The sequence below is a fragment of the Allomuricauda sp. MMSF_3307 genome (assembly GCF_030733585.1).
In the GTDB taxonomy this organism is placed as follows: domain Bacteria; phylum Bacteroidota; class Bacteroidia; order Flavobacteriales; family Flavobacteriaceae; genus Flagellimonas.
Genome location: NZ_JASHIQ010000004.1, coordinates 57210 through 72149, shown reverse-complemented (window position 1 = coordinate 72149; position 14940 = coordinate 57210). Strand labels below are relative to the sequence as shown.

Annotated in this window: 14 protein-coding genes; 9 read left to right on the top strand and 5 right to left on the bottom strand. The window is 44.3% G+C overall.

What is annotated here, in order from left to right:
• Positions 1–164 precede the first annotated feature (164 nt).
• From RBB12_RS11085 to RBB12_RS11065, 5 genes are all read left to right on the top strand, one after another.
• Positions 165–722 carry an RNA polymerase sigma factor gene (locus RBB12_RS11085; protein WP_293285143.1) on the top strand — a complete coding sequence of 186 codons (558 nt, stop codon included), beginning with the start codon at positions 165–167 and terminating at the stop codon, positions 720–722.
• 2 nt (positions 723–724) lie between these two features.
• Positions 725–1285 (top strand): hypothetical protein, encoded by a 561-nt coding sequence (locus RBB12_RS11080; protein WP_293289043.1) that lies wholly within the window; start codon positions 725–727, stop codon positions 1283–1285.
• Positions 1266–2363 carry a hypothetical protein gene (locus RBB12_RS11075; RefSeq protein ID WP_293285247.1) on the top strand — a complete coding sequence of 366 codons (1098 nt, stop codon included), beginning with the start codon at positions 1266–1268 and terminating at the stop codon, positions 2361–2363. Before RBB12_RS11080 ends, RBB12_RS11075 begins: the two co-directional genes overlap by 20 nt.
• A 32-nt stretch (positions 2364–2395) precedes the next feature.
• Positions 2396–3121 (top strand): head GIN domain-containing protein, encoded by a 726-nt coding sequence (locus RBB12_RS11070; RefSeq protein ID WP_306014380.1) that lies wholly within the window; start codon positions 2396–2398, stop codon positions 3119–3121.
• 74 nt (positions 3122–3195) lie between these two features.
• On the top strand, positions 3196–3870 hold the full coding sequence (locus RBB12_RS11065; protein WP_306014381.1) for a hypothetical protein: 675 nt from the start codon (positions 3196–3198) through the stop codon (positions 3868–3870).
• 170 nt (positions 3871–4040) lie between these two features.
• Here RBB12_RS11065 and RBB12_RS11060 read toward each other — a convergent pair whose 3' ends face one another.
• The 5 genes from RBB12_RS11060 to glgB all read right to left on the bottom strand — a co-directional run bounded on the left by RBB12_RS11060 (position 4041) and on the right by glgB (position 11633).
• Entirely contained in the window at positions 4041–4958 is a 918-nt protein-coding gene (locus tag RBB12_RS11060) for a polysaccharide deacetylase family protein (RefSeq protein WP_306014382.1), read from the bottom strand.
• A 4-nt stretch (positions 4959–4962) separates the two neighbouring features.
• Positions 4963–6285, bottom strand: a complete 1323-nt coding sequence (locus RBB12_RS11055; protein WP_306014383.1) for an MFS transporter — start codon at positions 6283–6285, stop codon at positions 4963–4965.
• Between the two features lie 108 nt (positions 6286–6393).
• On the bottom strand, positions 6394–7203 hold the full coding sequence (locus tag RBB12_RS11050; RefSeq protein WP_179385443.1) for a M48 family metallopeptidase: 810 nt from the start codon (positions 7201–7203) through the stop codon (positions 6394–6396).
• A gap of 38 nt (positions 7204–7241) precedes the next feature.
• On the bottom strand, positions 7242–9641 hold the full coding sequence (locus RBB12_RS11045; protein WP_306014385.1) for a glycoside hydrolase family 31 protein: 2400 nt from the start codon (positions 9639–9641) through the stop codon (positions 7242–7244).
• 96 nt (positions 9642–9737) lie between these two features.
• Positions 9738–11633 (bottom strand): 1,4-alpha-glucan branching protein GlgB, encoded by a 1896-nt coding sequence (gene glgB, locus RBB12_RS11040; protein WP_306014386.1) that lies wholly within the window; start codon positions 11631–11633, stop codon positions 9738–9740.
• A gap of 163 nt (positions 11634–11796) precedes the next feature.
• Between glgB and RBB12_RS11035 the strand changes: the two genes are divergently transcribed.
• The 4 genes from RBB12_RS11035 (at position 11797) to lpdA (ending at position 14937) form a co-directional block, all read left to right on the top strand.
• The gene (locus tag RBB12_RS11035; protein WP_179385446.1) at positions 11797–12375 is read left to right on the top strand and encodes a collagen-like protein; all 579 of its coding nucleotides are present in this window, start codon (positions 11797–11799) and stop codon (positions 12373–12375) included.
• Positions 12376–12483: 108 nt separating this feature from the next.
• Positions 12484–12975 (top strand): peptide-methionine (R)-S-oxide reductase MsrB, encoded by a 492-nt coding sequence (gene msrB, locus RBB12_RS11030; RefSeq protein ID WP_179385447.1) that lies wholly within the window; start codon positions 12484–12486, stop codon positions 12973–12975.
• A gap of 19 nt (positions 12976–12994) precedes the next feature.
• Positions 12995–13399 (top strand): peptide-methionine (R)-S-oxide reductase MsrB, encoded by a 405-nt coding sequence (msrB, locus tag RBB12_RS11025; protein ID WP_179385448.1) that lies wholly within the window; start codon positions 12995–12997, stop codon positions 13397–13399.
• A 146-nt stretch (positions 13400–13545) separates the two neighbouring features.
• Positions 13546–14937: a dihydrolipoyl dehydrogenase gene (gene lpdA, locus RBB12_RS11020; protein ID WP_179385449.1), complete on the top strand. Its 1392-nt coding sequence runs from the start codon at positions 13546–13548 to the stop codon at positions 14935–14937.
• Positions 14938–14940 lie beyond the last annotated feature (3 nt).

Genomic DNA, 14940 nt, shown 5'->3' with positions numbered 1-14940 from the left:
ACATCAACAGCTACATAAATCCCTAAAAATCAATGTTTATAGTGATTTGCAAGCTTAGTATCACCCATTAGTTGGCAATTCCTGTGCCATTTAAAATTCAAATTTTAAGAAAAAAGTGTAACAATTGGTAAATTCCATAATCTATAAGACAAACCAATCATTTTTTGAGCCGACAAAATGAACATATTGACACGCTGCTCGAATTGTGCAAGCAGGGCAAACAAAGCGCACAGCTAGAGGTTTACAACCGCTATTACAAAGCGATGTACAATACCGCTTTGAGGATTGTAAAACATACGGCAGAGGCAGAGGATGTGATGCAGGAATCGTTCCTGAACGCATTTACCAAGCTGCACACCTTTAAAGGAGACGTCGCCTTTGGGGCATGGTTAAAGCGGATCGTGATCAATAACAGTATCTATCATTACAAAAAACAGCAGAAAAAACGCGCTGTGGACTTGGATGATGTAATGTACAAGGTCGAAGATAATGATGTAGCTGCTTCGGACCAAAATGGTTATACAGAACTGAAGGCTCAAAAAGTGATGGAAACCATGAAAAGTTTGAAAGACAATTACAGAGTTTCTTTGACCTTACATTTAATTGAAGGGTACGATTACGAAGAAATAAGCGATATCATGAACATTAGCTATGCTAATTGTAGGACCACCATTTCGAGGGCCAAAGAAAGCCTGAGAAAAAAATTGACCGTAAATGTTTAGTTATGAAGAAGGATAATTTAGACCATTTGTTCGAGCGTCTCCAAGGAGAGTTCGATGTGGCGGAGCCGGAAAACGGGCACCAAGAGCGGTTTTTGGAAAAATTGAACAGGCAACAGGGCACCATTGCCTTGGGCAAGAAAAAGACCTCCTGGTGGAAACCGTTGTCCATCGCCGCATCCATAGTCCTTGTGGCCGTGTTGGGATACCAAGCCTTCGGCCCAGAGCCCAGCATTAAACGACAGGTCACCAAAATTGCACCGGAAGTTTCCCAGACCGAGTTCTACTTTGCCAGTTTGATAGAAGCGCAAGTGGAAGAACTCAAGGAAGAAAAAACACCGGAAACGGCCCAACTGGTAGACGACACTTTGGCACAATTGGCCAAACTGGACAAAGATTACCGAACGTTGGAGCAAGATCTGGTCGATGGTGGAGATAGCAAGATTATATTAAGTGCGATGATCACCAATTTCCAGACCCGTATCGACCTTTTGAAAGAAGTTTTGAGCCAAATAGAAAATATTAAGAATCTAAAATCACAACATGATGAAAGTTTTACCATTTAAATCCCTCTTTTTCGCCTTGGCTTTGATTCCCCTTGTGGCTATGGGCCATGTGGACAGCGATAAGCTGAACGGCAGGTACACCAAGGAAAAGACCATTAAAAAAGAATACAATGTTAATCCGGATGCGCTCTTTAAGGTAAAGAACAGCTATGGGAATGTTACCCTTACCTCGTGGAACGAGAACCGCGTGGAAATCGAGGTGCACATCAAAACCAACGGCAACGACGAGGACCGTGTGCAGGAACGATTGGACGAAATTGACGTGGAGTTTGAAAACAGTCCCGATATGGTATCTGCCACTACTCGGTTCGGAGATCGTAGCAATAGCTGGGGCTGGAGCTGGGGTGGACGCAAAAAAGTAAGCGTACAGGTCAATTATACCATAAAATTGCCCGTAAAGAACAGTGTTAACCTCAGCAACGATTATGGAAGCATTATTTTGGACCGTATCGATGGCCACGCCAAAATCAGCTGTGACTACGGTAAATTGGAAATTGGAGAGCTACGTGGTCGCAACAATGAACTACGTTTCGACTACACTTCCCGATCAACCTTCGATTACATCAACAGTGCCGAGATCATTGCGGATTATTCCGGGTTTACCATCGAAAAGGCAGGCAACCTCAACATTAAGGCGGACTATACCAATGCAGTCGTGGAAGAAATGGACAACCTGCAATACGGCAGTGATTATGGTTCCATCGACGTTAGGAACGTAAACAATGTGGAAGGCAACGGGGACTATATCGGTGTAAAACTGGGCAATGTACACGGGAACGTAGCCATCACCAGCGACTATGGGTCCATTAAAATTGATCGCATGGCCGCCGATGCCGGAAATATTGAGATTGGTTCAGATTACACGGGCATCAAGATTGGTTATGACCCGGCTTACCACTTCGATTTTGAAATCAGTACGGAATATGCCGGTGTAAGCGGCAAGGAAGATTTTGAAATCAACATCAGTAAGGAAAAATCGACCGAAAAATATTATCGTGGGTTCTATGGCAAGGCCAATTCTGGAAACAGGGTCAGCATTACCAGCGACTACGGGGGTATCTCATTTTATCAAAATTAATAGCAATCAAAAAACAATTTAAACACAAGATCATGAAAAAACTTATCACTTTTGCCCTAGCCTTGGGAATGATAGCCTGTACCAACGCCCAGTGGGGCAAACGGGTCAAAGGAAACGGGGATTACGTAACCTTGGAACGCTCTGTTGGGGAGTATGATGGCGTTGCCCTTGCAGGTTGGTTTGATGTGGAACTGGTTTCTGGGACCGAAGGCGAACTGACCCTTGAAGGCGAATCCAACCTTTTGGAGCACATTAAAACCGAGGTCAAGAACGGGAAACTGATTATTAAGGCCGAAAATGGCATGAACCTTAGGCCATCCAGTTGGAACAGGGGAATCCGCATTACGGTTCCCATATCTTCCATCGACTTTGTAAGCCTATCCGGTTCAGGGGACATCGTAGGAAAAACGACAATTCAAGCGGATAAGTTCGATGCCAGTATGTCTGGTTCCGGGGATGTATCGCTGACGATAGAAGCCAACGAGCTGGAAGCTGCCCTTTCGGGTTCCGGGGATATCAACCTATCCGGAAAAGTAACCGATTTTTCAGTTTCGGTTTCTGGTTCCGGGGACATCAAAGCTTTTGATTTAGAGGCTGAATTTGTGGAGGCCACCGTTTCAGGCTCGGCCGATATCAAAGTGACCGCAAACCAATCCTTGGATGCCAGGGTTTCGGGTTCTGGAGACATCCAGTACAGGGGAAATCCAAAAAAGGTACATTCCAAGGCCTCTGGCTCGGGGGATATTACGAAAGTGTAAATCATTAACCTTAAAGCCTACCATTAGCAGATAATGAACTGATTTCATAATTCAACCTCCCAAATCGTTAAATTATGATCAAACTAAAAATTACTTGGAAGTATTGTATCGCTTTCTATTGTATCGGCATGCTTTACGCATCGCTACATGAATTAATCCATCATTTTGCTGGATATGTTGTTTGTGGAGAATGGGGGGTTAAAACCTTCAATTATTTTAGTACCGCGTGCGACGGTGAACCAAAAGCTCACATAGCCACCTATGCGGGGCCCATCTTCACTTTTATCATGATGTACATTGGTGCTTATCTCTTGAATGAAAAGTTTTCCAACTACACGAAGCATTTAGGGTTTGCAATGATTTTTGCTCAAATTCCCTTGCAACGAATGGTGAACCCCTTTTTTAGAATGAACGATGAATATTATGCCACTGCACAACTGTTTGGAGCAACGGACATCGTGTACTGGTCAGTTATAATCATTATTTGGGCAATTTGTATTCCTCCACTGGTAAAGGCATACAAAGCCATTCAGAATAAGCACAGAATATGGTGGTTTTTATTCTATTTGGTCCTTTTCCCATATCTCTTGGTGGGCCCATTTTTCATGGGATTGGAATATTTAATGGTACATGAGGAGTTTTTGAATCAACAAATCATTGGTATAGGTTTACTGTTCATTATTAATGAGGTCCTGACTATCGTAGCTTATTATTTTACTAAAAAGTATATTGACCCCTTTAGGGCATAGACGAATCCAAAATGACCACATAAAACAGGTCTAAAAAGCGGTAACATTTGAACTTTGTCAGGTTGAGCGCAGTCGAAACCCATTGATTATAATTGTGTCTCTAGTTCTCGACTGCGCTCGAACTGACAGGTAAACTGCTTTTTAGACCTTTCTTTTACATAAATCAAGAGTCATTGTTCTAGCAACGCTCCAATTTCCTTCCAAGTCACCAAATAGATGTTTTCTTCTTCCAAGATTTGGGCACATGCTTCACTGGTAAAGAAATTATAGTCCTGTTGGCGCCATCTAGCACCCCAATAGGGATGCTCCACGGACATGCCCTGACTTTCCAAATTATCAAATCCGCAGTGTATGATCATCACATGGACACCCGGTTCCATATTACGGAGGGTATTGGCATAATAAGCAGCCATGTCCGTATCAAAATCAGCGGGCCCTGCTCCAAATATTTGATTCACGAGAACAGGCTGTTTGGTACCTTCCTTGCCTCCAAGCCCTTCGATTTGATGATTGATCATAGCCGGAATACCATACTCCTTGGCCAGATTCACATAAAGCTCGTAGTATTTCGGGTCTGTGGAAAACAAGCACCCCATGTGACTATCCAAGTGGGTAGGTTGGATACCCATGGCAATGGCTTTATCTATTTGGGCCCTTAACTCGATTTCCACTTCCTCAATTTTGGCATTTTTCCAAAGTTGTGCACAATCGGGATAGAAATAGCCATTGTCGTCCAACAAGCTGGACACCTCTGATTTTGATGCCACCGGCCCCCATCTTAAATAGTTCCATTCACTGGTCAAGGTTAGATGGATACCCATATCATGGTCTGGGTTGGCTTTGGCATATTCGGCCACCTCGGGCAACCATGGGGTTGGCACCATTATACTGGCACTGTTTACCGAACCTTCCTTGAAGGCTTTGAACGTGGCCTGGTTTGCGGTATGTATGACCCCAAGATCATCGGCATGCACAATCAATAGCTTGGCATCGGAGGGATATCCTAAACGTTCTTGAACGCTTTTTTGAGCCTGAATCTGTACTGCCATAAATAACAAGGAAAAGGAAATAATAAAAATTTGTTTCATCTGCTTAGCTTTTTTTGTTGACCCTAGTGAGCAAAAAGATACCGATTACAAAAAACAACCCCAAAAAGATGGTGCTGTTGCGCATGCTTCCCGTAAGTTGTGCCACGATACCGTACATGAGCGTGCCAATGATGATGCCTATTTTTTCGGCCACATCGTAAAAACTGAAAAAGGAGGTGGTATCGGTAGTATCCGGCAAAAATTTGGAGTAGGTGGACCGCGATAGTGCCTGTATACCTCCCATCACCACACCGACCAATCCAGCCGCGATATAGAAATCCATGGGAGTTTGTAAAAAATAGGCATAAATGCAAAGTAGCCCCCATATCACATTGATCACGATCAATGTTTTGATGTTTCCATACGCCTTGGATGCCCTTGCCGTAAGTGTTGCCCCCAAAATGGCCACGATCTGTATCAACAATATACTTATGATGAGTCCCATGGTGCGTTCATTATCCGAACCCCAAACAATTTCTTCTTCCCCAAAGTAAGTGGCAATCAGCATAATGGTCTGTACCGCCATGCTGTAAGTGAAAAATGCCCCCAAATAGCGTTTCAGTCTCCTGTTTTCTCCGAGTTGATGCCATACGAGCTTTAATTCCTTGAAACCGTTCAAAATGATATGGTGTCGCTCCCCTTCCCGTTTATACCCTTTGGGTAAATGTTTAAATGTATACTGACTGAACAATATCCACCAAATGCCTACGGAGATAAAAGAGTACTTCATCGCCTTGATTTCAGCAATTTCACCACCATTATCGGTGATGCCAAAAAATTCCGGTTCCATCACCATAAACAAATTGAACACCAAAAGTATGACGCTGCCCACATAGCCCAAAGAGAATCCTTTGGCACTGATACTGTCCTGTTGCTCTGGATAGGCGATGTCTGGCAAATACGAATTATTGATGGCAAAACTCACCCAAAACCCTACTAGTCCAAAAAAGTAACAGGCCAGTCCAAAATAGATGTTTTCCAACGAGAACCAGTACAGTCCTATGCAAGAGGCGGCCCCCAGATAGCAGAAAAACTTGAGGAACACCTTTTTGTTCCCCAAATAATCGGCCACCCCGGAAACAAGCGGGGTTACGATTGCTATGAAAACAAAGGCCAAAGAAGTCACATAGCTGATCAAAGGAGCTCTTGCAATCTCGCCTCCAAATAGTGTTACTTGCTCAATCCCAGCGGTACGGAACAGTAGCCCATAAAAAAGTGGAAAAATGGCGGATGAGATTACCAAACTGTACACCGAATTGGCCCAATCATAAAAAGCCCATGCGTTCAACAGTTTTTTACTTCCTTTTAATGCCAATGTCTGTGCCATGTCCTATCATAAAAAAATGTCACTTCGCTTCCTTGGAAAAACCCATTTTTGGTATCGTTTGGATTTTTCGTCTGTTTCGAAGTGACATTCCCAATTGTTTATTTTGATTTATTTGAAGGAGGTTACCCCAAATTTACGGGCTTCCTGTTTGGCTGCCGGTGCCCATGCCGTCAAATTATTGATTCTGGTGTCGTTGGAGGGATGGGTGCTCAAAAACTCCGGCGGTGCCTGTCCTCCCGATTTTGCTTTCATGCGTTTCCAAAGTTCGGCAGCTTCACTGGGATCGTATCCTGCAATGGCCATGATCTGAAGTCCTATCCTGTCAGCCTCTGTTTCATGGCTTCTACTAAAGGGCAACATGACCCCCACCTGTGAACCAATACCATACGCCTGATTGAACATATTTCGTTTTTCTGGGTCTTGGATCGCCACATTCCCTGCCACGGCACCAATTTGTTGCAAGGTTCCCGCACTCATACGTTGCGCACCATGGTCGGCCAAGGCATGTGCCACCTCATGGCCCATTACAACCGCTACGCCCGTTTCGTTCTGGGTAATCGGTAATATTCCGGTGTAAAAAACAATCTTACCACCCGGCATGCACCAAGCATTCACGGTCTCATCTTGAACCAAATTATATTCCCATTTGTAATCCTTAAGGTATCCAGGGTACCCATTGGCATCCAGCCAGCGTTCAGCGGCAGAAGCAATGCGTTGCCCTACCCGTTGTATCATCTCGGCTTCTGAAGTTCCCTTTACCACCTTGTTACTCTCCAAAAATTGGTCGTACTGGGCAAATGCCATGGGGAACATTTGACTATTGGAGTAAAAATTAAGGGTACTCTTTCCTGTAAACGGATTGGTCTTGCAAGCCGATACCATGAGGAAAGCCACCGCTATCAAAACTATTTTTTTCATATGGCTGTAGTGTTTTTGTCTTCTGAATTTACAAAAATTTATTTTCCGAAAATGTGAAGTTCCGTGAAATCCTTGCTCACTTCAATGGAGTTGTTTCCATTCAGTTTGATATCGTCCAGACTCACCTCTTCGTTATCCAGCTCCACGGAATCAATCTTAAAGGGCAGACCGTGGAAACTCATCTTAAAATTCTTGTACGGGGTGATGTAGTTACCATCCTTGAATTGCTGGATGATCAATTCGTTTTTCTTTCCTGTCAATTTGAATCGCCTCAAGCTGAAACGCCCCTTTTTATAATCGTACCCTTCTTGTTGGTCTTCGTACACCTGGGAATTTTCGGTTCCTTCCTTATAATAGACATCGATAACAAGCTTTTCGATTTCCTTTTCCCCTATGTATTGCTGCACAGGGTATTTCGGGATCATAGCCCCTTCTTTGATGAACAGTGGGATTCGGTGGATTTCCGCAGAAACCCATCTTTCGATACCGCCTTCATTGAGCTCATCGGTCCAGTAGTTGTACCAATTTCCCTTTGGGAAGTACATTCTTCTGCCCTGTGCGTTGGGTTCCTGCACGGGACAGACCAATATTTGTTTTCCAAAGATGAACTCATCCGTACGGAAATGCGTTTGCTGGTCCTCTTGATCGTAAAACACCAAGGACTGCAACATGGGAAAGCCCTGTTTAATGTAGTTGTAGAACATGGTGTAGAGATAGGGCATCAATTGATACCTCAACTCGATAAATTCCCGGACAATATCGGTTATCTCCTCTCCAAACGACCATGGCTCCTGATCGCCGTGGTCACCACTGGAATGTACCCTGCAAAAAGGATGGAACACCGCCAATTGCATCCAACGGGCAAAAAGTTCTCCATTGGGCTGCTCGGCAAATCCACCAATATCGGAACCTACAAAAGAATATCCGCTCATGCACATGCGCTGCATCTGTACATTGGCAATCCATAAATGTTCCCAAGTGGCCACATTATCGCCCGTCCAAGTGGCACAGTAACGCTGGGTACCAGCATAGGCCGCCCTAGTAAGTACAAAGGGACGTCGCGGAAACATATATTTTTTGACCCCTTCGTAAGTGGCCCTAACCATCTGCATGCCATAAACGTTGTGTGCTTTTCTGTGGCTACATGGATGCCCATCGTAATCGTGGCGTACATCGAGATTGGCCGTTTTGGTAGGCACTTCCATTACCGCAGGTTCATTCATGTCGTTCCAAACACCGCTCACGCCCATATCGGCAATCATCTCTTTGTATAGACCGGCCCACCATTCCCGTACTTCTGGATTGGTAAAATCAGGGAATTTGCACTCCCCGGGCCATACTTTTCCCTTAAAATGCGGTCCATCGGCCCTTCTACAAAAGTATCCGTGGTCCATGGCCTGTTGGTACACCCAATAATCGCGGTCTATTTTGATCCCCGGATCGATCATGGTGATGACCTTAAATCCATCTTCCGCCATTTCCGCTATCATCTTCTTCGGATTGGGGAAATGTTGGTTGTTCCAAGTAAAACAGCGGAACCCTTCCATATAATCGATATCCAAATAAATGGCGTCACACGGAATCTTCAGTTTTCTAAAAGTTGATGCAATATCCTTCACCTTATCCTCTGGAAAATAGCTCCATTTGGATTGATGAAACCCAAGGGCCCATAGTGGTGGAAGCTCAGGAACGCCCGTCAAATCCGTATAAGATTCCACTACATCCTTCATTTTGGGTCCGTAGAAGAAATAATAGTTCATTTCCCCACCATCTGCCCAAAAACTGGTTACGTTCCGTTTCTCGTTGGCAAAATCAAAATAGGTGCTGAAGGAATTGTCGAAAAATATACCATAGGCAATGCTTTCCTTGAGACCCACGTAAAACGGGATAGATTTGTACAAAGGTTCTTGGTCCTTGCCGTAGGCATAGGAATCGGTTACCCAGTTGTTCACCCGCTTACCCTTCAGGTTGGTGTGCGAGGCCTTGTCTCCCATACCGTAGTAACTTTCCCCTGCATGGCAAATTTTACTCATTTTTACCACGTTGCCCCCATAATCGAAGTTCTCCTCCCAATGGAAACCAAGCTCGTCCTCCGCTAAAATTACCCCATCCAAATCTACAATCTGCACCTTGAGGTTGGTCTTGTTGATATAGATCTTGATCTTCGCCGTGGTGATCACGTACTCCGGAATCTCATCTTCTACGGTAAGCTCATTATACCCAAGGTTCACATCTTCACTAATGGCATAGGAAAAATCGGGTTCAAACACATGTTCGGTGGCATATCTGAATCGGACAACACTGTCCCTTAGAATGGTGACTTGCAAAATGACCCCGTTCTGGGTGGTGAAGTATAGTTTGTCGTTTTCCTGTTTAAAATCGACTATATGGTTAGGGAACTGATTTCCCGTTCTGGCTATTTCTGTATTGGTTATCATCTATAATCAGTTGAGGCTAGCAAAAGAAACACAAAAGCCTGAATAATTAAAAATATGTTTTGAAAAGCAATCAACTACAACGTTGTAGCTTTGCTTTTATCGGTATACGACCACGCCCAATGGCGGTAGATTCATCAAAACGGACTGTTCCTGCCCGTTCCAAGAGGTCTTGGAGGGTTTCATGGTCTTTTTGCCCATGCCACTTCCCGAATATTTTTTGTCATCACTGTTAAAAACCAATTTAAGCGTAGTGCTTTTTGGCACCCCTACCCTATAATTTTCCCTTGGGACCGGGGTGAAGTTGCAAACAATAATCAAGTCGTCCTTTGGGTCGTTGCCTTTCCGAATGTACGAAATCACCGAGTTCTCTTGGTCGTTGTACTCAATCCACTGAAAACCTTCTGGCTGGAACTGTTTCTCATAGAGTGCCGGACTTGTTTTGTACAGTTTGTTCAGGTCCTTGATGACCTCCTGTATTCCCGAATGAAAGTCGTATTGGGTCAAATGCCAATCCAAGCTTTCCTGAAAATTCCATTCGGAAGACTGTCCAAATTCACCTCCCATGAACAACAAATTACCTCCAGGATGGGTAAACATGTAGCCATAAAGCAACCTCAAATTGGCAAAGCGCTGCCATTCATCGCCTGGCATTCGGTACAGTAAGGATTGTTTGCCATAGACTACCTCATCATGGGAAAAGGGCAGCATAAAATTTTCCGTAAAGGCGTAGGTAAGGCTAAAACTTATGGAGTTCAAATCATACGAACGATGGATCGGGTCTTTTTTAAAGAACTCCAAGGTATCGTGCATCCAGCCCATCATCCATTTCATGCCAAAACCCAATCCTCCGTAATGTACAGGTTTGGTAACGCCTGTAAAGGCAGTGGATTCTTCGGCAATGGTCTGTACCCCTTTAAAACTGGCATAGACCTCTTGGTTCATTTCTTGCAGGAAGGATATGGCTTCTAAATTTTCGTTGTTTCCATAAATATTGGGCTCCCATTCTCCATCTTCACGGGAGTAATCCAAATAAAGCATGGAAGCCACGGCATCCACGCGCAATCCGTCCACATGATATTGATCGAGCCAAAAAATGGCGTTGCTGATCAAAAATGCCCGTACTTCGTTACGTCCATAATTAAAGATCAAACTTTTCCAGTCGGGATGATAACCCCTTCGTCTATCTGGATGTTCATACAGGTGAGATCCGTCGAAAAAGCCCAAACCGTGGGCATCTTCGGGAAAGTGGGATGGCACCCAATCCAGAATCACCCCAATGCCCCTTTGGTGCAAGGCATCTACCAAAACCTTAAAATCCTCAGGCTTGCCAAAACGCGAGGTCGGCGCAAAGTAACCCGTTAGTTGATATCCCCAAGAAGGGTCGTACGGGTATTCCATAACGGGCATAAACTCCACATGGGTAAAGCCCATTTCCTCCACATAATCGGCCAATTCCTTTGCCATTTCCAAATAACTCAGCGATTGCCAACCATTCTTCTTTTTCCAAGAGCCCAAATGGACCTCATAAACCGAATACGGTTTGTCCAATGCGTTCTTTTCTTCACGGGTTTCCATCCAGCCGCTGTCCTTCCACTTGTAATTATCGTCCCAAACCAACGATGCCGTTTGTGGAGGCTGCTCGCAGAAACGGGCAAATGGGTCCGCCTTTTCGGTCCAGATATCGTTGTTATGGGATTGTATTTTGTATTTGTACTTGATTCCTTTGTCAACTCCCGGAATAAAACCCTCCCAGATTCCGCTGCTGTCCCAGCGCACATTCAATTGGTGCTCTCCAACGGTCCAATAGTTGAAATCGCCAATTACACTGACCGACTTTGCCGAAGGTGCCCAAACAGCGAAATACGTCCCTTTTACCCCATCGACTTCGGTGAGGTGCGACCCTAATTTGTCATACAGGCGAAAATGCTTTCCAGATTTAAAAAGATTGATATCAAACTCCGTAAAAAAACTGTGTGGAACTACCTTTGACATAAAAGTGTTTTTAGTGCTTATACAATAATACGCAACTTTAGGGAAGAATACGATTTTGATAATCGGTTTGCCATTAAAATCATTTTTTTTTCAAAAAGTGGAACGCTTTTTGATTTTAATGCGTTAACAGTTAAAAGTAACACAAATCCAAAATCCAAAAATCATGAATAAATTTAGTACAATTTTAGGAGCAGTTATCGTTTTTGTTTTCGCGGCTTGCGAAGGCCCACAAGGTCCTCCGGGCTTTGACGGGTTGGATGGCCTAGATGGTGCTCCCGGCGCTCCAGGTATCCAAGGACAGGTAGTGGAAGTAGAGGGAGTTGACTTTGGCTATGATGCCGAAGCCAATCTCTTCAGTACCCTGATCACCTTTTCTGATGTGACCAATTTTGAGGTATTCGAATCGGATGCCGTATTGGTATATCGCCACGACGGGGTTATCGATTTAAGCGATGGCTCCACTGCAGATGCATGGACACAAATACCACAGAATTACTTTTTGCCAGGTGGAACCATTCAATATGTGTTTTCCCATACTTTTGTGGACCTGGAGCTGTTTATCGATGGTAATTTCGATTTATCCACCCTTAGCACGGACTTTACGGACAATCAGCTGTTCCGTATCGTATTCATACCGAGCGAATATGCCCAATCTCCGGATTTTGATGCCTCCAACATTGACAGCGTGATGTCCAAATTACAGATCAATGAAGGACAGGTAATCCAGTTGGACCTTCAATAAATCACATAAAAAGGATATTTTAAGTCCCATTGAAAATCAATGGGACTTTTTTTATGTTAATTTTGAAAGGATAGCCATAAAAAGTCGTCCAATTATAAAAAAACAAGAATGGGAAAAAGATTGCTATTGATTGCATTGGTAGTTTTGACCGGATGCAAGGGAAACTCACAGGAAGAAAAAAAGGAGACCGAAAAAGAAACCACCTTTAAGGTGAACAAAACGGATGCCGAATGGCGTGCCGAGCTTACCGATATGGAATACTACGTGCTGCGCAAGGCTGCCACAGAAAATGCTTTCTCCAGTGAACTATTGGACATTAAGGAAAAGGGCACCTACGTATGTGCCGGTTGTGGCACTCCCCTATTCAAGAGCGAGCATAAATTCGACTCAGGAACCGGATGGCCCAGTTTTGATAGGGAAATCGAGGGCAATGTGGCCTACGACGTGGATTATAAAATTGGAGTGGCCCGTACCGAAGAGCATTGCGCCGTGTGCGGAGGGCATTTGGGGCACGTATTCAACGATGGTCCACGGAATACCACTGGGAAAAGACATTGCATCAATGGAGCCGCGCTTGATTTTATTCCGGATAACCCATAATTTGGCATAAAAAATTTCTATGGATAAGAAATATGGGGTAAACAAAACCGAAGAAGAATGGAAACAGCAACTTTCCCCTGAGGAATATTATGTTCTGAGGCAAAAGGGTACCGAACGGCCCTATACCGGAAAGTTCGACCTTCATTTTGAAGATGGCAACTACCACTGTAAAGCCTGCAATGCCAAACTTTTTGAAAGTGAGCACAAATTTGAAAGCGGTTGTGGTTGGCCTTCTTTTGATCAAGCTGTTGAAGGCGCCATCGAGTACATTCGGGATACCAGCCATGGTATGGTACGCACCGAAACGGTCTGCGCCAACTGCGGTAGCCATTTGGGACATGTTTTTAATGATGGGCCTCGGGAAACCACGGGGCAACGGTACTGCATCAATTCAGTGAGCATCGATTTTGACCCAGAAGGTTAAATTCTTCCCCGAACAACCATTTTTTCAGATTTCACAAACGAATCCAAATTTGAGTTTTACAACTTGGGAAATGGAGATTGATTTGCGTACTTTTGCAGCTGCCATTCAACGGCAGGTTTTTATCTAACAACTAAAATCAAAATCTAATGAGCAAGTTCGATATAATTGTTTTGGGAAGTGGTCCAGGTGGATACGTTACTGCCATCAGGGCATCACAATTAGGTTTCAAAACAGCCATTATAGAAAAGGAAAGTTTGGGAGGTGTATGTCTAAATTGGGGATGTATCCCTACCAAGGCCCTTCTTAAATCCGCTCAGGTTTTTGAATATCTGAAACATGCCGAAGATTATGGTTTGAATGCCAAAGATGTAAGCCATGATTTTGATGCCGTTGTAAAGAGAAGCCGAAGCGTGGCCGATGGCATGAGCAAAGGGGTCCAATTCTTGATGAAAAAGAACAAGATCGAGGTCATCAATGGATTTGGAAAACTAAAAAAAGGAAAAAAAGTAGAAGTAAAAGCTGAGAACGGTGATACTACCGAGTATTCAGCGGACCATATCATCATCGCCACTGGGGCTCGTAGCCGCGAGTTGCCTAGCCTTCCCCAAGACGGCAAAAAAGTCATTGGGTACCGTGAGGCCATGACCTTGGAAAAACAGCCCAAGAAAATGATTGTGGTAGGCAGTGGTGCCATCGGAATGGAGTTTGCCTATTTCTATCACTCCATGGGTACCGAGGTTACCGTAGTGGAATATATGCCGAACATTGTGCCCGTAGAGGACGAGGATATTTCCAAACAATTGGAACGTAACTTCAAAAAATCGGGCATCAAAATCAAGACTTCCGCAGAGGTGACCAAGGTGGATACGTCTGGTGATGGCGTAAAAGCAACGGTAAAGACCCAAAAAGGCGAAGAAGTTTTGGAAGCTGACATCGTACTATCCGCAGTAGGAATCAAAACAAACATCGAGAATATTGGATTGGAAGATGTGGGCATCGCCACAGACCGTGACAAAATATTGGTGAACGACTACTACCAAACCAACATACCCGGTTACTTTGCCATTGGCGATGTAACCCCAGGACAGGCATTGGCGCACGTTGCCTCGGCTGAAGGTATTATTTGTGTAGAAAAATTAGCAGGAATGCACGTAGAGCCCTTGGATTACGGCAATATTCCAGGATGTACTTACTGTATCCCCGAAATCGCCTCTGTTGGGTTGACAGAAAAGCAAGCCAAGGAAAAAGGATATGATCTTAAGATCGGTAAATTCCCGTTTTCGGCGAGCGGTAAGGCCAAAGCCGCAGGAACCCCTGATGGTTTTGTAAAAGTAATCTTTGATGCCAAATACGGGGAATGGTTGGGTTGCCATATGATCGGTGTTGGGGTAACCGACATGATCGCAGAAGCCGTAGTGGCCAGAAAACTGGAGACTACCGGCCATGAAGTACTGAAAGCAGTCCACCCTCACCCTACCATGAGCGAAGCGGTAATGGAAGCGGTTGCGGATGCTTACGATGAAGTAATCCACCTATAACCT

Coding starts and splice junctions, on each gene's coding strand:
- RBB12_RS11035 (WP_179385446.1), top strand. CDS start 11,797: ATGAATAAATTTAGTACAATTTTAGGAGCAGTTATCGTTTTTGTTTTC.
- RBB12_RS11065 (WP_306014381.1), top strand. CDS start 3,196: ATGATCAAACTAAAAATTACTTGGAAGTATTGTATCGCTTTCTATTGT.
- RBB12_RS11055 (WP_306014383.1), bottom strand. CDS start 6,285: ATGGCACAGACATTGGCATTAAAAGGAAGTAAAAAACTGTTGAACGCA.
- glgB (WP_306014386.1), bottom strand. CDS start 11,633: ATGTCAAAGGTAGTTCCACACAGTTTTTTTACGGAGTTTGATATCAAT.
- RBB12_RS11080 (WP_293289043.1), top strand. CDS start 725: ATGAAGAAGGATAATTTAGACCATTTGTTCGAGCGTCTCCAAGGAGAG.
- msrB (WP_179385447.1), top strand. CDS start 12,484: ATGGGAAAAAGATTGCTATTGATTGCATTGGTAGTTTTGACCGGATGC.
- lpdA (WP_179385449.1), top strand. CDS start 13,546: ATGAGCAAGTTCGATATAATTGTTTTGGGAAGTGGTCCAGGTGGATAC.
- RBB12_RS11060 (WP_306014382.1), bottom strand. CDS start 4,958: ATGAAACAAATTTTTATTATTTCCTTTTCCTTGTTATTTATGGCAGTA.
- msrB (WP_179385448.1), top strand. CDS start 12,995: ATGGATAAGAAATATGGGGTAAACAAAACCGAAGAAGAATGGAAACAG.
- RBB12_RS11045 (WP_306014385.1), bottom strand. CDS start 9,641: ATGATAACCAATACAGAAATAGCCAGAACGGGAAATCAGTTCCCTAAC.
- RBB12_RS11070 (WP_306014380.1), top strand. CDS start 2,396: ATGAAAAAACTTATCACTTTTGCCCTAGCCTTGGGAATGATAGCCTGT.
- RBB12_RS11050 (WP_179385443.1), bottom strand. CDS start 7,203: ATGAAAAAAATAGTTTTGATAGCGGTGGCTTTCCTCATGGTATCGGCT.
- RBB12_RS11075 (WP_293285247.1), top strand. CDS start 1,266: ATGAAAGTTTTACCATTTAAATCCCTCTTTTTCGCCTTGGCTTTGATT.